A 24,183-nucleotide genomic window follows, 5' to 3' on the forward strand; every position below is an offset into this window, starting at 1 on the left:
TTTAACTCATGGGACTCGAAGAAAAACTGCCGAGCGGCTTCCTGCTGACCACCGTCGAGCAGGCCGCGGGCTGGGTGCGCAAGTCGTCCGTCTTCCCGGCCACCTTCGGCCTGGCCTGCTGTGCCATCGAGATGATGACCACCGGCGCCGGACGCTACGACCTGGCCCGCTTCGGCATGGAGGTCTTCCGCGGCTCACCCCGCCAGGCGGACCTCATGATCGTCGCCGGCCGGGTCAGCCAGAAGATGGCGCCGGTGCTCAGGCAGGTCTACGACCAGATGCCGAACCCCAAGTGGGTCATCTCCATGGGGGTCTGCGCCTCCTCGGGAGGCATGTTCAACAACTACGCGATCGTGCAGGGCGTCGACCACATCGTCCCGGTCGACATCTATCTGCCCGGCTGCCCGCCACGGCCCGAGATGCTGATGGACGCGATCCTCAAGCTCCACCAGAAGATCCAGACCTCCAAGCTCGGCGTGAACGCCGAGGAGGCGGCCCGCGAGGCGGAGGAGGCGGCGCTCAAGGCCCTGCCCACGATCGAGATGAAGGGGCTGCTGCGGTGAGCGACGCGAACGGCACGAGCAACGGCGCGGGCGGGGCGTCGAACGGGGTGAACCCCGAGAAGGACCTCGCCGCCTCCAACCTCCCGGGCCAGCGCGGCGAGGGCGGTGAGGAGATCCGCGTCCAGCGCGGCATGTTCGGCGCCGACAACGGAGGCGACACCTCCGGCTACGGCGGCCTGGTCCGCTCGGTCCGCCTCCCGGGACCGGCGGCCCGCCCCTACGGCGGATGGTTCGACGAGGTCGCCGACGAGCTGGAAGGCGCCCTGGAGGAGCAGGGACTGCTCCCCGGCAACGCGATCGAGAAGACGGTCGTCGACCGCGGCGAGATCACCTTCCACATCGAGCGCGAGCACCTGCTCCGCGTCGCCCGCACCCTGCGCGACGACCCGGCCCTGCGCTTCGAGCTCTGCACCGGCGTCAGCGGGGTCCACTACCTCCACGACAAGGGCCGCGAGCTGCACGCCGTCTACCACCTGCGCTCGATCACCCACAACCGGCTGATCCGCCTGGAGGTCAGCGCGCCGGACGCCGACCCGCACATCCCGTCCCTGGTCTCCGTGTATCCGACCAACGACTGGCACGAGCGCGAGACCTACGACTTCTTCGGGATCGTCTTCGACGGTCACCCGGCCCTGACGCGGATCATGATGCCGGACGACTGGCAGGGCCACCCGCAGCGCAAGGACTACCCCCTCGGCGGCATCCCCGTCGAGTACAAGGGCGCCCAGATCCCGGCTCCGGACCAGCGGAGGTCGTACTCATGAGCACGCAGCACGCAACTCCGCGTGAGACCACCGAAGGCACCGTGTACACGGTCACCGGTGGCGACTGGGACGAGGTCGTCCAGTCCGCGGCCCGCGCCGACGACGAGCGCATCGTCGTCAACATGGGCCCGCAGCACCCCTCCACCCACGGAGTGCTCCGCCTGATCCTGGAGATCGACGGCGAGACGGTCACCGAGGCCCGCTGCGGCATCGGCTACCTCCACACGGGCATCGAGAAGAACCTCGAGTTCCGCACGTGGACGCAGGGCACCACGTTCGTGACGCGCATGGACTACCTGACGTCCTTCTTCAACGAGACCGCCTACTGTCTCGCCGTCGAGAAACTCCTCGGCATCGAGGACCAGATCCCCGACCGCGCCACCCTCATCCGGGTGCTCCTGATGGAGCTGAACCGGCTCTCCTCGCACCTGGTGTGCATCGCCACCGGCGGCATGGAACTCGGCGCCACCACGATCATGATCTACGGATTCCGTGATCGTGAAATGATTCTCGACATCTACGAGCTCATCACGGGCCTGCGGATGAACCACGCGTACATCCGCCCCGGCGGACTCGCGCAGGACCTGCCGCCCGGCGCGGTGGACCACATCCGCGAGTTCGTGAAGAAGATGAAGAAGAACCTCCCGGAGTACGACAAGCTCGCCACCGGGAACCCCATCTTCAAGGCCCGTATGCAGGACGTCGGCTACCTCGACCTGGCGGGCTGCATGGCCCTCGGTGCCACCGGACCGATCCTGCGCTCCACCGGCCTGCCGCACGACCTGCGCAAGTCACAGCCCTACTGCGGCTACGAGACCTACGAGTTCGACATCCCGACCGCCGACACCTGCGACTCCTACGGCCGCTTCCTCATCCGGCTCGAGGAGATGCGCCAGTCGCTCAGGATCGTCGAGCAGTGCCTGGACCGGCTGCAGCCCGGCCCGGTCATGGTCGCCGACAAGAAGATCGCCTGGCCCGCCCAGCTCGCCCTGGGCCCCGACGGGCTCGGCAACTCCCTCGACCACATCAAGAAGATCATGGGCACCTCCATGGAGGCCCTGATCCACCACTTCAAGCTGGTCACCGAGGGCTTCCGCGTCCCGCCGGGACAGACGTACGCGGCCGTCGAGTCGCCCAAGGGCGAACTCGGGGTGCACGCCGTGTCCGACGGCGGCACCCGCCCCTTCCGGGTCCACTTCCGCGACCCGTCCTTCACCAACCTTCAGGCCATGGCGGCGATGTGCGAGGGCGGCCAGGTCGCCGACGTCATCGTCGCTGTCGCGTCCATCGACCCCGTGATGGGAGGCGTCGACCGGTGACCACCAGTTCTTCCGAGCGGGGCGTCAGCCTGGGCATGCCCGAACTGCCCGCGCCCGCTTACCCGGACGACGTTCGAGAGAGGCTCGAGAGGGACGCGCGCGAGATCATCGCCCGCTACCCGGACTCCCGCTCGGCGCTCCTGCCGTTGCTGCATCTCGTGCAGTCGGAGGAGGGACACGTCACGCGCACCGGGATGCGGTTCTGCGCGGACGTGCTGGAGCTGACCACGGCCGAGGTCACCGCGGTGGCCACCTTCTACACCATGTACCGGCGCAAGCCCTCGGGCGACTACCAGGTGGGTGTGTGCACCAACACCCTCTGCGCGGTGATGGGCGGCGACGCGATCTTCGCGGAGCTCCAGGAGCACCTGGGCGTCGGCAACGGCGAGACCACCGACGACGGCAAGGTCACCCTGGAGCACATCGAGTGCAACGCGGCCTGCGACTTCGCGCCGGTCGTGATGGTCAACTGGGAGTTCTTCGACAACCAGACCCCGGCGAGCGCGAAGCGCATGGTCGACGACCTGCGCGCGGGCCGGCCGGTGGAGCCCACGCGCGGGGCGCCGCTGTGCACCTTCAAGGAGACCGCGCGGATCCTCGCCGGCTTCCCCGACGAGCGGCCGGGGGCCGTCGAGGCGAGCGGCGGAGCGGGACCCGCGTCGCTGGTGGGCCTCCGCCTGGCCAGGGGAGAGACCGCACCCGCGCGCGTGGTCCATCCGCGCGACGGCGCACCGCAGGACAGGGACGTCCACGAGCCGTCCCCGTCGGAGCACCTGAGCTCACACGACGCGCCACAGGACACGTCGGCCTCCGACCCGGCCCATCCGGCCGGGCCCGCCGCCGAGGAGGGGGAGTGATGACCTTGGCACCCGAACTGAAGGACACCAGTCCCGAGAAGCTGCTCGCACCCGTGCTGTCGGCCTTCTGGGACGAGGACAAGTCCTGGTCGCTGGATGTCTACAAGAGGCACGAGGGGTACGAGGGGCTCCGCAAGGCGCTCGCGATGTCGCCGGACGACCTGATCGCGTACGTCAAGGACTCCGGTCTGCGCGGCCGCGGCGGTGCGGGATTCCCCACGGGAATGAAATGGCAGTTCATTCCCCAGGGAGATGGAAAGCCGCACTATCTAGTTGTCAACGCCGACGAGTCGGAGCCCGGGACGTGCAAGGACATCCCGCTCCTCTTCGCGAACCCACATAGCCTCATCGAGGGCATTGTCATCGCGTGTTATGCCATCAGGTCGTCGCATGCCTTCATCTATCTGCGTGGTGAAGTCGTCCCAGTGCTGCGGCGGCTGCACGCGGCCGTGAGCGAGGCCTACGCGGCCGGCTACCTCGGACAGAACATCCTGGGCAGCGGCCTCGATCTCGAACTCACCGTGCACGCGGGCGCAGGCGCGTACATCTGCGGTGAGGAGACCGCACTGCTCGACTCGCTCGAAGGCCGCCGTGGTCAACCGCGGCTCCGTCCCCCTTTCCCTGCGGTCGCGGGCCTGTATGCATGCCCGACTGTGGTGAACAACGTGGAGTCGATCGCGTCGGTTCCCGCGATTCTGACCCGGGGCAAAGAATGGTTCCGGTCGATGGGCAGCGAGAAGTCCCCGGGCTTCACGCTCTACTCGCTCAGCGGCCACGTCGCCAATCCCGGCCAGTTCGAGGCCCCGCTCGGCATCACGCTGCGACAGCTCCTGGAGATGAGCGGCGGGATGCGGCCGGGGCACCGGCTCAAGTTCTGGACGCCCGGCGGTTCCTCGACGCCGATGTTCACCGACGAGCACCTCGACGTCCCCCTCGACTACGAGGGTGTCGGCGCCGCCGGCTCGATGCTCGGCACCAAGGCCCTGCAGTGCTTCGACGAGACGACCTGCGTCGTGCGCGCCGTCACGCGCTGGACCGAGTTCTACGCCCACGAGTCCTGCGGCAAGTGCACCCCGTGCCGTGAAGGAACGTACTGGCTCGTGCAGTTGCTGCGCGACATCGAGGCCGGCAAGGGCGTCATGTCCGACCTCGACAAGCTGAACGACATCGCCGACAACATCAACGGCAAGTCGTTCTGCGCCCTCGGCGACGGCGCCGCCTCGCCGATCTTCTCCTCGCTCAAGTACTTCCGCGAGGAGTACGAGCAGCACATCACGGGCCGCGGCTGCCCCTTCGACCCGGCCAAGTCGACGGCCTGGGCCGACCGCACGGAGGTGAACGCATGACCGTGACCACCAGCACTCCCTCGGGCGGGGGAGAGACGGCGGTCCCGCCGGAGGATCTCGTCACGCTGACGATCGACGGCGCCGAGATCAGCGTGCCCAAGGGCACCCTGGTCATCCGGGCCGCCGAAGAACTCGGCATCGAGATCCCCCGGTTCTGCGACCACCCCCTCCTCGACCCGGCCGGCGCCTGCCGCCAGTGCATCGTCGAGGTCGAGGGCCAGCGCAAGCCGATGGCCTCCTGCACCATCACCTGCACCGACGGGATGGTGGTGAAGACCCACCTCACCTCGCCGGTCGCCGAGAAGGCCCAGCACGGGGTGATGGAGCTCCTCCTCATCAACCACCCGCTGGACTGCCCGGTCTGCGACAAGGGCGGCGAGTGCCCCCTGCAGAACCAGGCGATGTCCCACGGCCAGGCCGAGTCCCGGTTCGAGGGCAAGAAGCGGACGTACGAGAAGCCCGTCCCGATCTCCACACAGGTGCTGCTCGACCGCGAGCGGTGCGTGCTGTGCGCCCGCTGCACCCGCTTCTCCAACCAGATCGCGGGCGACCCGATGATCGAGCTGATCGAGCGGGGCGCGCTCCAGCAGGTCGGCACCGGAGAGGGTGACCCCTTCGAGTCGTACTTCTCCGGCAACACCATCCAGATCTGCCCGGTCGGCGCGCTCACTTCGGCGGCGTACCGATTCCGCTCCCGCCCCTTCGACCTGGTGTCCTCCCCGAGCGTGTGCGAGCACTGCTCCGGCGGCTGTGCCACCCGCACGGACCACCGGCGGGGCAAGGTCATGCGCAAGCTCGCGGCCAACGACCCCGAGGTCAACGAGGAGTGGATCTGCGACAAGGGGCGCTTCGCCTTCCGGTACGCGCAGCAGCGGGACCGGCTGGAGCACCCGCTGGTCCGCAACCCCGAGGGTGAGCTGGTGCGGGCCTCCTGGCCGGAAGCCCTCCAGATCGCCGCCCAGGGACTGCTCGCCTCGCGCGGCCGGGCCGGAGTCCTCACCGGCGGTCGCCTCACCATCGAGGACGCCTACGCGTACAGCAAGTTCGCGCGCGTGGCGCTCGACACCAACGACATCGACTTCCGCGCGCGCGTGCACAGCAGCGAGGAGGCCGACTTCCTGGCCGCGCGGATCGCGGGCCGCGGCCGTGACCTCGACGGTACGGGCGTCACGTACTCCGCTCTGGAGAAGGCACCGGCGGTCCTGCTGGTCGGGTTCGAGGCCGAGGAGGAGGCGCCCGGCGTCTTCCTGAGGCTGCGCAAGGCCTGGCGCAAGCACGGACAGAAGGTCTTCTCGCTCGCCACCCACGCCACCCGCGGTCTGGAGAAGGCCGGCGGCACGCTGCTGCCCGCCGCTCCCGGCACCGAGACGGAGTGGCTGGACGCGCTGGCCGGCGAAGTCGGACTGGAGGGCGACGGCAGCAGGGCCGCCGAGGCGCTGCGCACCGCGGGCGCGGTGATCGTCGTCGGCGAACGGCTTGCCGCGGCGAAGGGCGGACTGACCGCCGCCGTGCGGGCCGCCTCCGCGACCGGCGCGCAGCTGGTGTGGATCCCGCGGCGGGCCGGAGAGCGCGGTGCCCTCGAGGCGGGCGCGCTGCCGTCGCTCCTGCCGGGCGGCCGTCCGGCCACCGACCCGCGGGCGCGTGAGGAGGTCGCCTCGGTCTGGGGTGTGGCCGAACTCCCGCACCGCTACGGGCGGGACACCGGTCAGATCATCGAGGCCGCCGCATCCGGCGAGCTCCAGGCCCTGGTGGTCGCGGGCGTCGAGATCGCGGACCTGCCCGATCCGGCACGCGCGCGTGAAGCGCTCCAGGAGGTCGGGTTCGTGGTGTCGCTGGAACTGCGGCCCGGTGAGGTCACCGCGCTCGCGGACGTTGTCCTGCCGGTGGCCGCGGTCGCCGAGAAGGCCGGCACCTTCCTCAACTGGGAGGGCAGGGTGCGCTTCTTCGAGGCCGCGCTCAAGCCCGACCAGATGACCCGCAGCCTCGCACCCACCGACGCACGGGCCCTCCAGATGCTGGCCGACGCCATGGACGTACACCTGGGCCTGCCCGATCTGCGCACCACGCGCGCGGAGATCGACCGGCTCGGTCCCTGGACCGGACCGTACGGCACGGAACCGCTGGAGACCGGGGCCCAGTTGCCGCGGCCTGCCGCCGGAGAGGCCGTACTGGCCGGGCATCGGCTGTTGCTCGACCAGGGTCTCCTCCAGCAGGGCGACGAGGCGCTCGCCGGGACCTGGCACGCGGCACGCGCGCGTGTGTCGGCCGCGACAGCCGCCGAGGTGGGCGTCAAGGAAGGCGACCTCCTCGCCGTGACCGGCAGGACCGGAGTCGTCGAACTGCCGCTGCAGATCACCGAGATGCCCGACCGCGTGGTCTGGCTCCCGCTGAACTCCACCGGCGGCGGCGTCGCCTCCGACGCCGGGGTGCTGCCCGGCTCCCTCGTCCGGATCGGCCCGGCCACGCTCGCCACCGAAGCCCCCAAGGAGGTGGAGGCATGAGCCCGTACCTCGCTGCGGAAGACCTCTCGATGTTCGGCACCGACCCCTGGTGGCTCGTCGTCATCAAGGCCGTCTTCTGCTTCGCCTTCCTGATGGTGACCGTGCTGTTCTCCATCGTGTGGGAGCGCAAGGTCGTCGCCTGGATGCAGCTGCGCATCGGCCCCAACCGGCACGGCCCCTGGGGCATGCTCCAGTCGCTCGCCGACGGCATCAAGCTGATGCTGAAGGAAGACGTCATCGTCAAGCGCGCGGACAAGGTGGTCTACGTCCTCGCGCCGATCGTCGCGGCCATCCCGGCCTTCATGGCGATCGCGGTGATCCCCTTCGGCCCGTCCGGCAACGAGATCTCGATCTTCGGGCACCGTACGGCGATGCAGCTCACCGACCTGCCGATCGCGATGCTCTACATCCTCGCGGTCGCCTCGGTCGGCATCTACGGCATCGTCCTGGCGGGCTGGAGCTCCGGGTCGACGTATCCGCTGCTCGGCGGTCTGCGCTCCTGCGCGCAGATGATCTCGTACGAGATCGCCATGGGTGCCGCCTTCGCCTCGGTGTTCCTGTACTCGGGGTCGATGTCCACCTCGGCGATCGTCGAGGCCCAGCAGGACCGCTGGTACATCGTCCTGCTGCCGGTCTCGTTCATCATCTACGTCATCACGATGGTCGGCGAGACCAACCGCGCCCCCTTCGACATGCCGGAGTCCGAGGGCGACCTGGTCGGCGGCTTCAACACCGAGTACTCGTCGATCAAGTTCGCGATGTTCATGCTCGCCGAGTACGTGAACATGGTGACGGTCTCGGCCGTGACGACCACGCTCTTCCTCGGCGGCTGGCGGGCTCCCTGGCCCATCAGCACCTTCTGGGAGGGCGCGAACCACGGCTGGTGGCCGCTCCTCTGGTTCGTGATCAAGGTGCAGCTGCTGCTGTTCTTCTTCATCTGGCTGCGCGGCACGCTCCCGCGGGTCCGCTACGACCAGCTGATGAAGCTCGGCTGGAAGGTCCTCATCCCGGTCTCCGTGGTGTGGCTGATGCTCGTCGCGACCGTGCGGACCCTGCGCAACGAGAACTACGACTTCGCCGACATCGCCCTCTACGTGGTCGGCGGAGTCCTGGTCCTGCTGCTGCTCTCCTTCGTCGCCGACATGTTCCGCGAGAAGTCGAAGGCGGCAGCGCAGCCCGCCGAAGAGCCGGCCGGATTCGACCCGATGGCGGGCGGATTCCCCGTCCCGCCGCTGCCCGGACAGGAGTTGCCGCCGGTACCGCGGCGCCCCTCGCGCCAGGAGCGGGAGCTCATTGTCAGTGGCGGGCCCGATACTCAGAGTGATGGATCTCTGGATGGAAAGGAGGCGTCCGATGGCTGAGGAACCCAAGGAGGCCGGGCCGACGAAGCCCGGCTTCATGAACCCGGTCGCCGGCTTCGGCGTGACCTTCAAGGCCATGTTCAAGAAGCGGCTGACCGAGCAGTACCCGGAGCAGAAGAAGACCACCGCTCCGCGGTTCCACGGACGGCACCAGCTCAACCGCCATCCGGACGGCCTGGAGAAGTGCGTCGGCTGCGAGCTGTGCGCCTGGGCCTGCCCCGCCGACGCCATCTATGTGGAGGGCGCGGACAACACCGACGAGGAGCGCTACTCGCCGGGCGAGCGGTACGGCCGCGTCTACCAGATCAACTACGCCCGTTGCATCCTGTGCGGCCTGTGCATCGAGGCGTGCCCCACGCGCGCGCTGACCATGACCAACGAGTTCGAGCTGGCCGACAGCAGTCGCGCCAACCTCATCTTCACCAAGGACCAGCTGCTCGCCGGCCTCGAAGAGGGCATGGTCGAATCGCCCCACGCCATCTACCCCGGCATGGACGAGCAGGACTACTACCGCGGCCTGGTCACCGAGGCCGCGCCCGGCACCGTGCCCCAGGTCGCCGTCTCCAAGGGCGAGGTGGTCCAGGAGGCCGACTCCACCTTCGGTGAGGACGAACCGGCGTCGGAGAAGGTGATCGGGCGATGACCGCACCCCTTCAGCTCGCCGCCACAGCCACTCTGTCCGCCGGCACCTCCACCGGCGAGGCCTTCCAGTTCTGGGTCCTCGGCACCGTCGCCGTGATCGGCGCCCTGTGTACCGTCTTCATGAAGAAGGCCGTGCACAGTGCGCTCTGTCTCGCCGGCACCATGATCATCCTGGCGGTGTTCTACCTCGCCAACGGCGCCTACTTCCTCGGCGTCGTCCAGATCGTCGTCTACACCGGCGCGATCATGATGCTGTTCCTGTTCGTGGTGATGCTCGTCGGCGTGACCGCGGCGGACTCCCTCACGGAGACCATCAAGGGCCAGCGCTGGCTGGCCCTGATCTGCGGGCTCGGCTTCGGCATCCTGCTGTTCGCGGGCATCGGCAACGCCTCCCTCAAGGAGTTCAACGGCCTCACCCAGGCCAACTCCGGCGGCAATGTCGAGGGCCTCGCCACCCTCATCTTCACCAAGTACGTCTTCGCCTTCGAAATCACCGGCGCTCTGCTGATCACGGCCGCAGTCGGCGCCATGGTGCTCACCCACCGCGAGCGCACCGAGCGCGCCCTGACCCAGCGTGAGATGGCCGAGAAGCGTGTCCGCGAGGGCAAGCACGTCCCGCCGCTGCCCGCCCCCGGCGTCTACGCCCGGCACAACGCGGTGGACATCGCGGGCCTGCTGCCCGACGGCACCCCCTCCGAGCTCACGGTCAGCAAGACGCTGCGCCAGCGCGGTCAGATCCGTGACGTGTCCGCCGAAGCGCTCAACGACCTCAAGGCGTTGGAGCAGCGCGCGGAGGAGCGCCTGGAGCGGACCGAGATCGAACCGGCCATCTTCAAGAGGGAGGCGTCGAAGTGAACCCGGTCAACTATCTCTACCTCGCCGCCCTGTTGTTCACGATCGGCGCCACCGGCGTGCTGATCAGGCGCAACGCCATCGTCGTGTTCATGTGCATCGAGCTCATGCTCAACGCCTGCAACCTCGCGTTCGTCGCCTTCTCCCGGATGCACGGCAATCTCGACGGCCAGATCATCGCCTTCTTCACGATGGTCGTCGCCGCCGCGGAGGTCGTGGTCGGGCTCGCGATCATCGTGTCGCTGTTCCGTTCCCGCCACTCGGCCTCGGTCGACGACGCCAGCCTGATGAAGCTGTAAAGGGGTCGCTGAATCGTGGAGAACCTGATCGCGCTGCTCATCGCGGCGCCTCTGCTCGGAGCGGCGGTCCTGCTGACCGGCGGCCGGCGGCTGGACGCCGTCGGCCACTGGATCGGCACGATCCTCGCCGCCGCTTCCTTCGTGTTCGGCGCCATCCTCTTCGCCGACCTGCTCGGCAAGAACGCCGAGGACCGCACGCTCATCCAGCACCTGTGGACCTGGATCCCGGTCGAGGGCTTCCAGGCGGACGTCACCTTCCGCCTCGACCAGCTGTCCATGACGTTCGTCCTGCTGATCACCGGCGTCGGCTCGCTGATCCACCTGTACTCGATCGGGTACATGGAGCACGACGAGCGCCGCCGCCGCTTCTTCGGCTATCTGAACCTGTTCCTCGCGGCGATGCTGCTGCTCGTCCTCGCTGACAACTACCTGCTGCTGTACGTCGGCTGGGAGGGCGTCGGTCTCGCCTCCTACCTGCTGATCGGCTTCTGGCAGCACAAGCCCAGCGCGGCCACCGCGGCGAAGAAGGCCTTCCTGGTCAACCGCGTCGGCGACATGGGCCTGTCGATCGCGATCATGCTGATGTTCACGACGTTCGGCACCTTCGCCTTCGGCCCTGTCCTCGGCAGCCACGAGAAGCCCGGACTCGTCGAGGGCGCCTCCGAGGCCACGCTCACCGGCATCGCCCTGATGCTGCTGCTGGCCGCCTGCGGGAAGTCCGCCCAGGTGCCGCTGCAGTCCTGGCTCGGGGACGCGATGGAGGGCCCGACCCCGGTCTCGGCCCTCATCCACGCGGCGACCATGGTGACCGCGGGCGTCTATCTGATCGTCCGCTCCGCCAACATCTTCAACCTCGCTCCGGACGCCCAGCTCGTCGTCACCGTCGTCGGTGCCGTCACGCTTCTGTTCGGTGCGATCGTCGGTTGCGCGAAGGACGACATCAAGAAGGCGCTGGCCGGCTCGACCATGTCGCAGATCGGCTACATGGTCCTCGCCGCGGGCCTCGGCCCCATCGGCTACGTCTTCGCGATCATGCACCTCGTGACGCACGGCTTCTTCAAGGCCGGGCTCTTCCTCGGGGCCGGTTCGGTCATGCACGGCATGAACGACGAGGTCGACATGAGGAAGTACGGCGGCCTGCGCAAGTACATGCCGGTCACCTTCGTCACCTTCGGCCTCGGCTACCTCGCCATCATCGGCTTCCCGGGCCTGTCCGGCTTCTTCTCGAAGGACAAGATCATCGAGGCGGCCTTCGCCAAGGGCGGCACCGAGGGCTGGATCCTCGGCGGCGCGGCCCTGCTGGGCGCGGCCATCACCGCCTTCTACATGACGCGCGTGATGCTGATGACGTTCTTCGGCGAGGAGCGCTGGAAGAACCAGCCCACCCGCTCCCCAGAGGCCCCGAGCGCCGAGCCCGCCGCCGAGCACCACGGCGAGCACGCCGAGCCCCACCCGCACGAGTCCCCCAAGTCCATGACGATCCCGATGATCGTGCTGGCCTTCGGATCGGTCTTCGCAGGCGGACTGTTCAGCGTCGGCGATCGCTTCCTGCACTGGCTGGAGCCCATCACCGGGCACGACCACGGAGACGCGCCGATCAGCGCGACCACGGTCACGGCGGCCACGGTGACCGTGATGGTCATCGGCGTCGCGATCGCCTGGCTCCAGTACGGCCGCCGCCCGGTCCCGGTCGTCGCCCCGCGCGGGTCGCTGCTCACCCGGGCCGCCCGGCGCGACCTGCTCCAGGACGACTTCAACCACGTCGTCCTGGTCCGCGGCGGAGAGCACCTCACGCGCTCCCTGGTCTACGTCGACCACACGCTGGTCGACGGCGTGGTCAACGGCACGGCGGCCTCGGTCGGCGGCCTCTCCGGGCGGATGCGCAAGCTGCAGAACGGCTACGCGCGGTCGTACGCGGTCTCGATGTTCGGCGGCGCGGCGATCCTCGTCGCCGCGACCCTGCTGATGAGGGCGGTCTGATACCGATGTCCTTTCCTCTGCTGACAGCGACGGCGGCGCTCCCGGCGATCGGCGCGATCGCCACGGCCGCCGTGCCGGCCGCGCGACGCACCGCGGCCAAGTGGCTGGCGCTGCTCGTCTCCCTCGCCACACTCGCCCTCGCGATCGCCGTCCTGGTCCGCTTCGACCCGGACGGCGCCCGCTACCAGCTCACCGAATCGCACGCCTGGATCGCGGACTTCGGGGTCCGGTACGAACTGGGCGTGGACGGCATCGGAGTGGCGCTTCTCGCGCTGACCGCGCTGCTGATCCCGTTCATCATCCTGGCGGGCTGGCACGACGCCGACCCGCTGGAGACCGGAAGCAGGCGGTGGCGGCCGACGCAGGGCTTCTTCGCCCTGATCCTGGCCGTCGAGGCGATGGTGATCATCTCCTTCGAGGCCACCGACGTCTTCCTCTTCTACATCTTCTTCGAAGCCATGCTCATCCCGATGTACTTCCTCATCGGCGGCTTCGGGGACCGTGCCCACGCGGGCTCCGACGAGAAGGCGGCGGCCCAACGCTCGTACGCCGCCGTGAAGTTCCTCCTCTACAACCTGGTCGGCGGCCTGATCATGCTGGCCGCGGTGATCGGCCTCTACGTGGTCGCCGGGAACTTCAGCCTCCAGGAGATCGCCGAGGCGCGGGCCAACGGCTCGCTCGACATGGCGACGAACACCGAACGCTGGCTGTTCCTCGGGTTCTTCTTCGCCTTCGCGGTGAAGGCGCCTCTGTGGCCGCTGCACACCTGGCTGCCCAACGCGATGGGGGAGGCCACCGCCCCGGTGGCCGTGCTCATCACGGCGGTCGTCGACAAGGTGGGCACCTTCGCGATGCTCCGCTTCTGCCTCCAGCTCTTCCCGGAGGCCAGCAAGTGGGCGACGCCCGCGATCCTGGTCCTGGCGGTGATCAGCATCATCTACGGGGCGCTGCTCGCGGTCGGCCAGCGGGACATCAAGCGGCTGGTGGCCTACGCGTCGATCTCGCACTTCGGCTTCATCATCATGGGCATCTTCGCGATGACCAGCCAGGGCCAGTCCGGCGCGACGCTCTACATGGTCAACCACGGGATCTCGACGGCCGCGCTGATGCTGGTGGCCGGGTTCCTGATCTCGCGGCGCGGCTCGCGGCTCATCGCTGACTACGGCGGTGTCCAGAAGGTCGCCCCGGTGCTCGCCGGCACCTTCCTGATCGGCGGCCTGGCGACCCTCTCGCTGCCGGGGCTCGCGCCCTTCGTGAGTGAGTTCCTGGTCCTGGTCGGCACGTTCGCGCGCTACCCGGCGATCGGCATCATCGCGACGTTCGGCATCGTGCTCGCCGCGCTCTACACCCTCGTCCTCTACCAGCGGACGATGACGGGCCCGGTGAAGCCGGAGGTCTCCGCGATGCCGGACCTCCGCATGCGTGAGCTCGTGGTCGTCGCCCCGCTGGTCGTCCTGCTGATCTTCCTGGGCGTCTACCCGAAGCCCGTCACGGACATCGTGAACCCGGCGGTGAAGTCGACCATGTCCGACGTACACAAGAAGGACCCCAAGCCCGAGGTGGAGGCGGCCAAGTGACTGCGACAGCCGTCCACAGCCTGTGGACAACCGCGGCCGACCCGATCACCAAGATCGACGCGCCGAAGATCGAATACGGGCAATTGTCGCCCACCCTGATCATCCTGGGCGCGGCGATCATCGGAGTGCTGGTCGAGGCCTTCGTCCCGCGCAAGTCCCGTTACTACGCCCAGCTGTTCGTGTCCGTCGTAGCGCTGTGTGCCGCCTTCGCGGCGGTCGTCGCCCTCGCCGCCGACGGATACGCCACCACCAAGGCGGGCATCGCGGCGATGGGCGCGATCGCCGTCGACGGACCGGCCCTGTTCCTCCAGGGGACGATCCTGCTGGCAGGCCTCGTCGGACTGTTCACCTTCGCCGAGCGCCGGCTCGACCCCGAGACCCACGGCAACCGCGTCGACTCGTTCGCCGCGCAGGCCGCCTCCGTGCCGGGCAGTGACAGTGAGAAGGCCGCCGTGAAGGCCGGGTTCACCACCACCGAGGTGTTCCCTCTGCTGCTCTTCGCGGTCGCCGGCATGCTGATCTTCCCGGCTGCCAACGACCTGCTGACGCTGTTCGTGGCCCTGGAGGTCTTCTCGCTCCCGCTGTACCTGCTGTGCGCCCTGGCCCGCCGCAAGCGGCTCATGTCGCAGGAGGCCGCGGTCAAGTACTTCCTGCTGGGCTCGTTCGCCTCCGCGTTCACCCTGTTCGGCATCGCACTGCTGTACGGCTACGCGGGCTCGGTGTCGTACGGCACCATCGCGAAGGTCGTCGACGGCACGATCACCACCGTGGACCCGGCGCTCGTGGACACCATGGGCAACGACGCGCTGCTGCTGATCGGCGCCGCGATGATCGTCATGGGCCTGCTGTTCAAGGTCGGCGCCGTCCCGTTCCACATGTGGACGCCGGACGTCTACCAGGGTGCACCGACCCCGGTCACCGGCTTCATGGCGGCGGCGACCAAGGTGGCCGCGTTCGGCGCGCTGCTGCGCCTGTTGTACGTCGTCCTGCCGGGCCTGCGCTGGGACTGGCGGCCGGTCATGTGGGCCGTCGCGATCGTCACCATGCTCGGCGGTGCGATCGTCGCCATCACGCAGACCGACATCAAGCGGCTGCTGGCGTACTCGTCGATCGCGCACGCGGGATTCATCCTCGCGGGTGTCATCGCGACCACGCCGGACGGGGTGTCGTCCGTCCTCTTCTACCTGGCGGCCTACTCGTTCGTCACGATCGGCGCGTTCGCGGTGGTCACGCTGGTGCGTGACGCGGGCGGCGAGGCGACGCACCTGTCCAAGTGGGCCGGGCTCGGACGCAGGTCGCCGCTGGTGGCCGCCGTGTTCGCGGTGTTCCTGCTGGCCTTCGCCGGTATCCCGCTGACCTCCGGCTTCGCCGGGAAGTTCGCCGTGTTCAAGGCGGCGGCGGAAGGCGGCGCGGCGCCGCTCGTCGTGGTCGGTGTGATCTCGTCGGCCATCGCCGCGTTCTTCTACATCCGGGTGATCGTGCTGATGTTCTTCAGCGAGCCGCGCCCGGAGGGGCCGACGGTCGCCGTGCCGTCACCGCTGACGATGACGGCGATCGGGGTCGGCGTGGCGGTCACGCTGGTGCTCGGTGTGGCGCCGCAGTACTTCCTGGACCTGGCGAACCAGGCGGGAGTGTTCGTGCGCTGATCCGCGGTGCCTGAACCGTGTTCATACGGCGGGCCCCGGTTCCCTTCGAGGGAGCCGGGGCCCGTTGCGTACGGTCAGGGGGCCGGGGTCGCCGGACACGTCACGTCGGGGTGCGTGGGGTTGATAACTGCTCGCCAGGGGGTCCGCACGAGGTCGAATTCTCCCCGGCCCGCCCCAGCAGCATGTCCCCGCCTCGAACGCTTGCGCCATGTGACGGCGGCCATCGAATGACCACGGAACGTCACAGCCCGCCCTGTGGATAACTCCGACGCTGTCGGTCCCGGCGCCTATCGTGGAGGCAGTGGTCGAGGGACGACGTACGGGGGACGGGACTATGGGCGGGATGGGCGGTATCAGCGAGATGCCAGGGATCACCGGGACACCGGACGCGAGCGACAGCGAGGCACTCGCCACGCTGCACCGGGTCTTCGGATACGACGCCTTCCGCGGCGAGCAGGAAGAGATCATCGAGCATGTGGTGGCCGGCGGCGACGCCGTCGTGCTCATGCCGACCGGCGGCGGCAAGTCGCTGTGCTACCAGATTCCGTCACTGGTCAGACCCGGCACGGGCATCGTCGTCTCACCGCTCATCGCGCTGATGCAGGACCAGGTGAACGCGCTCAGGGCGCTCGGCGTGCGCGCCGGGTTCATGAACTCCACGCAGGACTTCGACGAGCGCCGCGTGGTGGAGGCAGAGTTCCTGGCCGGAGAGCTGGACCTGCTCTACCTCGCGCCGGAGCGGCTGAAGCTGGACGCCACCCAGGACCTGCTCTCCCGCGGCAAGATCGCCGTCTTCGCCATCGACGAGGCGCACTGCGTCTCGCAGTGGGGCCACGACTTCCGTCCCGACTATCTGACGCTGTCGGTGCTCGGCCAGCGCTGGCCCGACGTCCCGCGGATCGCGCTCACCGCGACGGCCACGCGTGCCACGCACCAAGAGATCACCCAGCGGCTGAACATGCCGACGGCCCGGCACTTCGAGGCGAGCTTCGACCGGCCCAACATCCAGTACCGGATCGTGCCGAAGGCCGACCCCAAGAAGCAGTTGCTGGCCTTCCTGCGCGAGGAGCACGCGGGCGACGCGGGCATCGTGTACTGCCTCTCCCGCAAGTCGGTGGAGGCCACGGCCGAGTTCCTCTCCCGCAACGGCATCGAGGCGGTCCCGTATCACGCGGGCCTGGACGCGGGCACCCGCGCCGCACACCAGTCCCGCTTCCTGCGCGAGGACGGCCTGGTCGTGGTGGCGACCATCGCCTTCGGCATGGGCATCGACAAGCCGGACGTCCGCTTCGTCGCCCACCTCGACCTGCCCAAGTCGGTCGAGGGCTACTACCAGGAGACGGGCCGCGCGGGGCGTGACGGACTGGCGTCCACGGCCTGGATGGCCTACGGCCTCAACGACGTCATACAGCAGCGCAAGATGATCCAGTCGAGCGAGGGCGACGAGGCGTTCCGGCGCCGGGCCGCCGCCCACCTGGACTCGATGCTCGCGCTGTGCGAGACCGCCCAGTGCAGGCGCGGACAGCTCCTGAACTACTTCGGCCAGGAACCGGAGCCGACGGGCTGCGGCAACTGCGACACCTGCCTCACACCGCCGGAGACCTGGGACGGCACGGTCGCGGCCCAGAAGGTGCTCTCGACGGTGGTGCGGCTGCAGCGGGAGCGCGGGCAGAAGTTCGGCGCGGTGCAGATCGTCGACATCCTGCTCGGCAAGCGCACCGGCAAGGTCATCCAGTTCGACCACGACCAGCTGTCGGTGTTCGGCATCGGCGAGGAGCTCTCCGAGGGTGAATGGCGAGGTGTCGTAAGGCAGTTGCTGGCCCAGGGGCTGCTCGCGGTCGAAGGGGACTACGGCACGCTGGTGCTGACCGAGGCGAGCGGTGCGGTACTGCGGCGGGAGCGGGAGGTGCCGCTGCGGAAGGAACCGAAGAAGCCGGTGAGCGCCAAGTCGTCCTCCTCGTCCCCTTCCGGTCGGGGCAAGGCCAAGGCCGTGGTGGCCGAGCTGCCCGAGGCGCTGGTGCCGGCGTTCGAGGCACTGCGGGCCTGGCGCGCCGAGCAGGCCCGTGAGCAGGGCGTCCCGGCGTACGTCATCTTCCACGACGCCACGCTCAGGGAGATCGTCACGGTGTGGCCCACGTCGGTGACGCAGCTCGGAAGCGTCGGCGGGGTCGGTGAGAAGAAGCTCATGACGTACGGGGAGGGTGTGATCGAGGTGCTCGCCGGGCTGGCCGACGGCGGTGCGGCCGCCAACACACCGGACCAGGCCGGTGACGCGGATCCCGGCGCGGACCACTGGCCCGAGATGGACGCGGAGCCGGCGCCCGAGGACGACTGGATATAGCCGCCACCGGGCGCCGGCGTGGGGGGAGACGGCTGTGTCGCGGGGCCTTACGTCACGTCACAAGGCCCGCGCCGCATACGCCCTGACGTCCGCGTCCGAGTCCGTCGTCGCCGTGGCCAGGGCCGCGCGGGCGTCGTCGGTGCTCGTGTGCCGGGTCAGGGCGAGGACGGCGGCCTTGCGGACGTCGGCGTTCGGGTCGGCGAGGGCCTTGGCGAGGGCGGGGACGGCCACGTCGGAATCGGCGGCGGACAGCGCCGTCGCGGCACCCGACCGGACCTGCCAGGCGGCGGCCGACAGGGCGGAGACGGCGCGGGTGGCGAGGGGCGGGGGGCAGCCGGTGGTGCCCAGCGCTCCGTAAGCGGCTCCCCGTACCAGGGCGTCGGTGTCCTCGGTGAGACGGGTCAAGGCGTCGAGGACGACGCCGAGCGGGCGTTCCGCCGACACCGTGGCCAGTGCCTTGGCGATCGTCACGCGGACCTCGCGAGAGGGGTCGGCGGTCGCCGCGCGGGCGAGTTCCACGGCGGCGTCCACCGAGACGAGGGCGCGGACGGCCTCGATGCGTACGGCGATGTCCGAGTCGGTGAGGGCCCCGGCGAACAGTTCCGTGTCGCCGAGGCGCAGGGCACGCAGGACGTCCAGGGCGGCGGCCCGGACGACCGGGTCGGCTTCGTCCAGGGCAGCGGCGAGACCCTCGCGGAGGGCGGGCTCGGGTGGGAGAGTCTCGACGAGTTCGCGCAGGGACGCGGCCGCGGCGGCGCGGACGCCCTGGTCGTGGTCGGTGAGGGCCTTGGCGAGGACCGGTCCGGTCCCCGGTGGCGCGGTCTCCGTCAGGACGGTGACGGCCGTACGGCGCACAGCGGGCTCGGGGTCGGACAAGTAGGGACGGACGACGGCGAGTTCGGGTTCCTGCTCGGCGAGAGCGAGGAGTTCGAGCAGACGGGGTGAGACCGGGGCGGAAGAGACCGGGGCGGGTGAGGCCGGGGCGTCCGCCACGGTGTCGGCACCGCGGCGGTCGGTGGACGTGTCGCTCGTGGCACCGAACTGTCCGACGGCGACCGGGGCCACCTCCCGCGCCCCGGCCGTCGCCACCACCTCGGCGTGGACCTCGCCGAGGTGCCGGGAGGCGCCACCGACAGGGGTGAACTCGTCGATCGGGACCAGATAGGGAGCCACAGGACGGGCCGTGAACTCCATCGCACCGGAGGGGGACTTGTGCAGGTCGAGGTGGTGGAACCAAGAGGCGTCGTCGCGATGGGGGTGGTCGAGACGGTCGTGGTAGAGGCCCCAGCGGGACTCCGTGCGGGCGAGGGAGGCGCGCGCGGCCATCTCGGCGCAGTCGCGGATGAAGGAAACCTCGGCGCAGCGCATCAGCTCGTGCGCGGTGCGGGCGCCCATCGAGGCGATGTCGGCGCGCATCCGTTCGAAGGACTCCAGGGCCAGCGACAGCCGCGCCCCCGACTTCGGCGGGGCCACGTAGTCGTTCACGAAGCGGCGGAGCTTGTACTCGACCTGGGGTTGCGGCGGGCCGTCCGGGTTGCGCAGCGGGCGGTAGATCAGTTCGTGGGCCTCGCGGAGCTGGTCGAGCGGCAACTCCCCTTCGTACGGCGCATACTGGGAGGCGTCCGCGCCCGCCAGGTCACCGAAGACGAACGCGCCGATCATGTAGTTGTGCGGGACGCAGGCCAGGTCGCCGGCGGCGTAGAGGCGGGGGACGGTCGTACGGGCGTGGTCGTCGACGCGGACGCCGGAGGCCGAATGGCCGCCGCACAGGCCGATCTCGGAGATGTGCATCTCGATGTCGTGGGTGCGGTAGTCGTGACCGCGGCCCTCGTGGAACGTGCCTCGCGTGGGCCGTTCCGTGGAGTGCAGGATCGACTCCAGGGACGAGATCGACTCCTCGGGGAGGTGGCTCAGCTTCAGGTACACCGGCCCCCGGTCGGACGCGACCTCCGCCGCGAACTCGGCCATCATCTGGCCGGACCAGTAGTCGGAGTCGACGAAGCGCTCGCCGTGCCGGTTGACCTGGTAGCCGCCGAAGGGGTTGGCGACGTACGCGCAGGCGGGTCCGTTGTAGTCCTTGATCAGCGGGTTGATCTGGAAGCACTCGATGCCGGTGAGCTCGGCGCCCGCGTGGTAGGCCATGGCGTAGCCGTCGCCCGCGTTGGTCGGGTTCTCGTAGGTGCCGTACAGGTAGCCGGAGGCGGGCAGGCCCAGGCGGCCGCAGGCGCCGGTCGCCAGGATCACCGCGCCGGCGCGGACCGTGACGAACGCGCCCGTACGCGTGTTGAAGCCGACCGCGCCCACCGCACGCCCGTCCTCGAGAGCGGTCAGCACCCGCACCGGCATCACCCGGTTCTCGATGCGGATCCGCTCCCGCATCTCGCGCCGCCGCAGCTGCCGGTACAGGACCTTCTTGACGTCCTTGCCCTCCGGCATCGGCAGCACGTACGAACCGGAGCGATGGACCTGGCGGACCGCGTAGTCGCCGTGCTCGTCCTTCTCGAACTTCACGCCGTACGACTCCAAGCGCTGCACCATCCCGAAGCCGCGGGTGGCGGTCTGGCGGACGGTGGACTGGTCGACGATGCCGTCGTTGGCGCGGGTGATCTCGGCGACGTAGTCGTCCGGTTCGGCGCGGCCGGGGATGACCGCGTTGTTGACGCCGTCCATGCCCATGGCGAGGGCGCCGGAGTGCCGGACGTGGGCCTTCTCCAGCAGGATGACGTCCGCGCCGTGCTCGGCGGCGGTCAGGGCCGCCATGGTGCCGGCGGTGCCGCCGCCGATGACAAGGACGTCGCAGGTGAGTTCCTCGGCGTCGGTGAGCGCGGGGATCTCCAGGGGCGGGTTCACGGAGGTGGTCACCGGGGGGCCTTTCAGGTACCGAGCGAGGACAGGACGTCGCGCCGCAGCGCCAGGCGCGCCTGGTCGTCATGCGCCGTGCGGTCACGTGGGCGGGGGACGTCGCGTACGGCGATCAGACGGCCGGAGCCGATGAGTGCGACCCGGTCGCCCAGGAAGAGGGCCTCGTCCACGTCGTGGGTGACGAAGACGACGGTGGCCCCGGTGCCCCGCAGCACCTCGACGAGGAGGTCCTGCATTCCGGCGCGGGTCTGGGCGTCCAGGGCGCCGAAGGGTTCGTCCATGAGGACGGCGCGCGGCGTTCCCGCGAGGGCGCGGGCCAGCTGGGCGCGCTGGCGCTGTCCGCCGGAGACGCGGTGCGGCAACTGCCTGGCGTGGTCAGCGAGTCCGACGCGCTCCAGCCACCCCTCCGCCTGCCTCCTGCGCTCCGCACGCGGCAACCCCTTGATGGCGAGCGGCAGTTCGACGTTCGCGCGCAGGGTGCGCCAGGGCAGGAGGGCGTCCTCCTGGAAGATCAGGGCGCGGTCGGCGGCGGGGCCCGTCAGCGGGCGCCCGTCCTGGCTGACCTCTCCGGCGAGCGGCGACAACAGTCCGGCCAGCGTGCGCAACAGCGTCGACTTGCCGCAGCCGGAGGGCCCGACGAGGGTCAGGATCTCGCCCGGAGCCACCACGAGGTCCACTCCGTCGAGCACGGGCACGTCGGGCCGCCCGAGGGCGGCGCCGCGCAACGCCAGTGCCGCGCCGGTGCGGGCGGGTGAACGGAGGTCAGACGAGCTGGTCATGGGGCACGCCCTCCTGAGTCGTGGGGCTCGCGGGCACGGCGGCCGCGGCACGGTCCACCCGTCGCGGAGTCCGGCCGGCGGCGACGTACGACGTCCTCGGCAGCCATCGCGTCAGGCGGCGCCCCAGGAGTTCCACGGCCGTGGAGGTGAGCCAGCCGAGGACGCCGATGGTGACCATGCCGACGAAGACGCCCGCGTAGTTGACGACGGTGTAGTCCTGCCAGGTGCGGTAGCCGACGCCGTACTGGCCGGAGATCATCTCGGCGGAGATCACACAGATCCACGACACACCGATGCCGACGGACAGACCGCCGAAGATGCCCGGCAGAGCGCCCGGCAGGACGACCGAGGCGAGGATCCGCCACCGGCCGCCGCCCATGGTCAGCACCGCCTCCTCCCACAGGGGGGTCAGCGCGCGGACCGCGTGGCGGGTGGAGACCAGGACGGGGAAGAAGGCGGCCATGAAGGTGATGAAGACGATGCCCTGTTCGTTGGAGGGGAACAGCAGGATCGCGACGGGGACCAGGGCGATCGCCGGGATCGGGCGGACGACCTCCAGGACCGGGCCGAGCAGGTCCTCGGCGAGGCGGGAGCGCGCCACGAGCACGCCCGCCGCCACACCGAGCACCGCGGCCAGCAGGAAACCGGTGAGGATGCGGGTGAGGCTGTCGGTGAGGTCCGTCCAGTAGTCCGAGCCGGACAACCGGGCGGCGAAGGTGCGGGCCACGTCGGCGACCGTGGGGAACTGCGAGAAGCGCAGCCACAGGTCGATGTCGAGACTGGTCAGCAGCTGCCACACGCCGAGGGCGACCGCGAGCGAGGCCGCCCGCAGCGCGTACCGGCCGAGCCGGGGCACCCCCCGGCCCCGGCTCGCGCGCTCCTTCCCGCTCACGACGCCTGCTCCAGCGCCTCGGCGTACGTGACGACACGGGCGCCGCCGTGCGCGGAGACGTAGGCCCGCGCGGTCTCCGGGGCGACGAAGGGCAGCAGCTGGTCGCCGTCGGTCACCCAGACCGCCTTGTCGGCGAACCAGAGGGTGCCGGTGGTGGCGTCGGGGACGTAGGCGGCGCGGATGTCGTCCTGGTGCGCGGAGACGTAGGCGAGGAGTTCGGCGGGCGTCTTGAAGCTCTGCGTCCTGGACGCGCCCTTGGGCCAGACCTCGCTCGCGGAAGCGGCCGGCTTCAGGGCTAGGCGATCCGCGTAGTCGGACCCGAGGGCCTTCTTGACGTACTGGTCGTCGACGAAGGAGTCCACGTCCACGTCACCGGTCAGCTTGGCCGCCTTCAGGACCGAGACGTCCTCCTTGAGGGCGGAGACCAGCTGGGGCTTGATCGCCGGGTCGAAGGTGGAGATGCCGTGGGCGCCGTTGTAGAGGTAGACGACCTCGGCGGGCAGGCCGGTGGACCTGGCGACCGACTCGGCGGCGCCGACCGGGTGGGCGTTGAGGTAGTCGGTGGCCTCGGCCTGGGCTTTCAGGAACGCCTCCAGGACCGTCGGCCGCTGCTTCGCGAAGTCCTCGCGGGCGGTGACGCCGTGGAAGGTGGGGAGGTCGAGCTCGGCACCGTCGTAGAGAGCCTTCGCCTTGCCCTGGTAGGCGAGCAGACCGGGCCAGGCGACGAACTGCGACAGGGCGTCCGTGCTGCCCGCCGACAGGGCCGAAGCACCCACCGCGGGCTGCTGGTTGAGCTTCTCGATGCCCTTGTCGGGGTCGATGCCGGCGCGCTGGAGGGCCCGTACGAGGGTGCCGTCGGCGGCGGAGCCGACGCTCGTGGAGACCTTCTTGCCCTTCAGGTCGCCGAGGGAAGCCAGTTCCGAGTTCGGAGAGGTGACGATCGTGTTGAGACCGCCGCGCAGGTTGTAGCCGGTGACCGAGACCAGGCGGGTGGGCTTGCCGAGCTGCTTGCCGCGGGCCGCGTTGATGAGGAGCGGGAAGTCGCCCATCGAGCCGATGTCGATCTTCCCGGCCGTCATCTGGGCGGTGATGGGGGCGCCGGTGGCGTAGTCCTGCCAGTCGACCTTGTAGGTGTGGCCGTCGTGGAGGGAGTTGAGCTGCTTCTCGAAGTAGCCGAGCGAGCGAAGCAGCGTTCCGGCCGTGACCGTGTTGATGGTCTTGGACTGGTAGCCGACGGTGACGGTGACCGTGGAGCCGTCGTCTCCGGCCGCCGCGTTGCCACCGCAGGCCGTCAGGGGCGCCAACAACAGGACCGTGGCGACAACCGCTGTGTGTTTCATGGGATTTCTGGGCCTCTCACCGGAGCAGATAGGGCATGTTGACCGTGACGGCTCCGGTGGGACAGCGGGCCGCGCACGGGCCGCAGTACCAGCACTCGTCGACGTGCATGTAGGCCTTGCCGCTGCTGGTGTCGATGGCCAGGGAGTCCAGCGGGCACATGTCCACGCAGAGCGTGCAGCCGTCGATGCACTTCGACTCGTCGATGGTCACGGGCACATCGGCCCGCTGGGGCGCCAAGGGCATGGCTGTCTCCAGGAAACG

General features: G+C 69.7%; 19 protein-coding genes. 14 read left to right on the forward strand and 5 right to left on the reverse strand.

The features are described 5' to 3' along the window. Positions 1 to 8: 8 nt before the first annotated feature. The 14 genes from QF027_RS28700 (at position 9) to recQ (ending at position 18,048) form a co-directional block, all read left to right on the forward strand. Complete coding sequence (locus tag QF027_RS28700; RefSeq protein ID WP_010041554.1) at positions 9 to 563, forward strand: NuoB/complex I 20 kDa subunit family protein; 555 nt, start codon at positions 9 to 11, stop codon at positions 561 to 563. Further along, positions 560 to 1,327, forward strand: coding sequence for an NADH-quinone oxidoreductase subunit C (locus tag QF027_RS28705; RefSeq protein WP_306977726.1), 768 nt, complete (start codon positions 560 to 562; stop codon positions 1,325 to 1,327). The genes QF027_RS28700 and QF027_RS28705 overlap by 4 nt, the downstream gene beginning before the upstream one ends. After that, on the forward strand, positions 1,324 to 2,646 hold the full coding sequence (locus tag QF027_RS28710; RefSeq protein ID WP_307077975.1) for an NADH-quinone oxidoreductase subunit D: 1,323 nt from the start codon (positions 1,324 to 1,326) through the stop codon (positions 2,644 to 2,646). The genes QF027_RS28705 and QF027_RS28710 overlap by 4 nt, the downstream gene beginning before the upstream one ends. Next, positions 2,643 to 3,503, forward strand: coding sequence for an NADH-quinone oxidoreductase subunit NuoE (nuoE, locus tag QF027_RS28715; protein ID WP_306977722.1), 861 nt, complete (start codon positions 2,643 to 2,645; stop codon positions 3,501 to 3,503). Before QF027_RS28710 ends, nuoE begins: the two co-directional genes overlap by 4 nt. Continuing rightward, the gene (nuoF, locus tag QF027_RS28720; protein ID WP_373432043.1) at positions 3,503 to 4,849 is read left to right on the forward strand and encodes an NADH-quinone oxidoreductase subunit NuoF; all 1,347 of its coding nucleotides are present in this window, start codon (positions 3,503 to 3,505) and stop codon (positions 4,847 to 4,849) included. The genes nuoE and nuoF overlap by 1 nt, the downstream gene beginning before the upstream one ends. Next, positions 4,846 to 7,350 carry an NADH-quinone oxidoreductase subunit G gene (locus tag QF027_RS28725; protein WP_306977719.1) on the forward strand — a complete coding sequence of 835 codons (2,505 nt, stop codon included), beginning with the start codon at positions 4,846 to 4,848 and terminating at the stop codon, positions 7,348 to 7,350. The genes nuoF and QF027_RS28725 overlap by 4 nt, the downstream gene beginning before the upstream one ends. Continuing rightward, a complete protein-coding gene (gene nuoH, locus QF027_RS28730; protein WP_306977717.1) occupies positions 7,347 to 8,711 on the forward strand; it encodes an NADH-quinone oxidoreductase subunit NuoH in 1,365 nt (454 codons plus the stop codon). The genes QF027_RS28725 and nuoH overlap by 4 nt, the downstream gene beginning before the upstream one ends. Next, positions 8,704 to 9,354 (forward strand): NADH-quinone oxidoreductase subunit NuoI, encoded by a 651-nt coding sequence (nuoI, locus tag QF027_RS28735; RefSeq protein WP_307077979.1) that lies wholly within the window; start codon positions 8,704 to 8,706, stop codon positions 9,352 to 9,354. The genes nuoH and nuoI overlap by 8 nt, the downstream gene beginning before the upstream one ends. After that, the gene (locus tag QF027_RS28740; RefSeq protein ID WP_307077981.1) at positions 9,351 to 10,208 is read left to right on the forward strand and encodes an NADH-quinone oxidoreductase subunit J; all 858 of its coding nucleotides are present in this window, start codon (positions 9,351 to 9,353) and stop codon (positions 10,206 to 10,208) included. The genes nuoI and QF027_RS28740 overlap by 4 nt, the downstream gene beginning before the upstream one ends. Further along, positions 10,205 to 10,504 (forward strand): NADH-quinone oxidoreductase subunit NuoK, encoded by a 300-nt coding sequence (gene nuoK / locus QF027_RS28745; RefSeq protein ID WP_003974374.1) that lies wholly within the window; start codon positions 10,205 to 10,207, stop codon positions 10,502 to 10,504. The genes QF027_RS28740 and nuoK overlap by 4 nt, the downstream gene beginning before the upstream one ends. Before the next feature lie 15 nt (positions 10,505 to 10,519). Then, a complete protein-coding gene (gene nuoL, locus QF027_RS28750) occupies positions 10,520 to 12,484 on the forward strand; it encodes an NADH-quinone oxidoreductase subunit L (protein WP_306977711.1) in 1,965 nt (654 codons plus the stop codon). A gap of 5 nt (positions 12,485 to 12,489) precedes the next feature. Then, on the forward strand, positions 12,490 to 14,061 hold the full coding sequence (locus tag QF027_RS28755) for an NADH-quinone oxidoreductase subunit M (protein WP_306977709.1): 1,572 nt from the start codon (positions 12,490 to 12,492) through the stop codon (positions 14,059 to 14,061). Continuing rightward, entirely contained in the window at positions 14,058 to 15,707 is a 1,650-nt protein-coding gene (nuoN, locus tag QF027_RS28760; RefSeq protein WP_306977707.1) for an NADH-quinone oxidoreductase subunit NuoN, read from the forward strand. The genes QF027_RS28755 and nuoN overlap by 4 nt, the downstream gene beginning before the upstream one ends. A gap of 334 nt (positions 15,708 to 16,041) precedes the next feature. After that, positions 16,042 to 18,048 carry a DNA helicase RecQ gene (gene recQ / locus QF027_RS28765; RefSeq protein ID WP_307082521.1) on the forward strand — a complete coding sequence of 669 codons (2,007 nt, stop codon included), beginning with the start codon at positions 16,042 to 16,044 and terminating at the stop codon, positions 18,046 to 18,048. Positions 18,049 to 18,105: 57 nt separating this feature from the next. Here recQ and QF027_RS28770 read toward each other — a convergent pair whose 3' ends face one another. The 5 genes from QF027_RS28770 to QF027_RS28790 are packed head-to-tail and all read right to left on the reverse strand — an operon-like array spanning position 18,106 to position 24,165. Continuing rightward, positions 18,106 to 20,910, reverse strand: coding sequence for a fumarate reductase/succinate dehydrogenase flavoprotein subunit (locus QF027_RS28770; RefSeq protein WP_307077983.1), 2,805 nt, complete (start codon positions 20,908 to 20,910; stop codon positions 18,106 to 18,108). Between the two features lie 11 nt (positions 20,911 to 20,921). Then, positions 20,922 to 21,689, reverse strand: a complete 768-nt coding sequence (locus QF027_RS28775; protein WP_306977702.1) for an ABC transporter ATP-binding protein — start codon at positions 21,687 to 21,689, stop codon at positions 20,922 to 20,924. After that, positions 21,673 to 22,581 carry an ABC transporter permease gene (locus QF027_RS28780; protein WP_307077984.1) on the reverse strand — a complete coding sequence of 303 codons (909 nt, stop codon included), beginning with the start codon at positions 22,579 to 22,581 and terminating at the stop codon, positions 21,673 to 21,675. Before QF027_RS28780 ends, QF027_RS28775 begins: the two co-directional genes overlap by 17 nt. Continuing rightward, complete coding sequence (locus QF027_RS28785) at positions 22,578 to 23,921, reverse strand: ABC transporter substrate-binding protein (RefSeq protein WP_307077986.1); 1,344 nt, start codon at positions 23,919 to 23,921, stop codon at positions 22,578 to 22,580. Before QF027_RS28785 ends, QF027_RS28780 begins: the two co-directional genes overlap by 4 nt. A gap of 16 nt (positions 23,922 to 23,937) precedes the next feature. Beyond that, on the reverse strand, positions 23,938 to 24,165 hold the full coding sequence (locus QF027_RS28790) for a 4Fe-4S dicluster domain-containing protein (RefSeq protein WP_018568287.1): 228 nt from the start codon (positions 24,163 to 24,165) through the stop codon (positions 23,938 to 23,940). Between the last annotated feature and the right edge of the window lie 18 nt (positions 24,166 to 24,183).

The organism is Streptomyces canus (assembly GCF_030816965.1).
Taxonomy (GTDB): Bacteria; Actinomycetota; Actinomycetes; order Streptomycetales; family Streptomycetaceae; genus Streptomyces; species Streptomyces canus_E.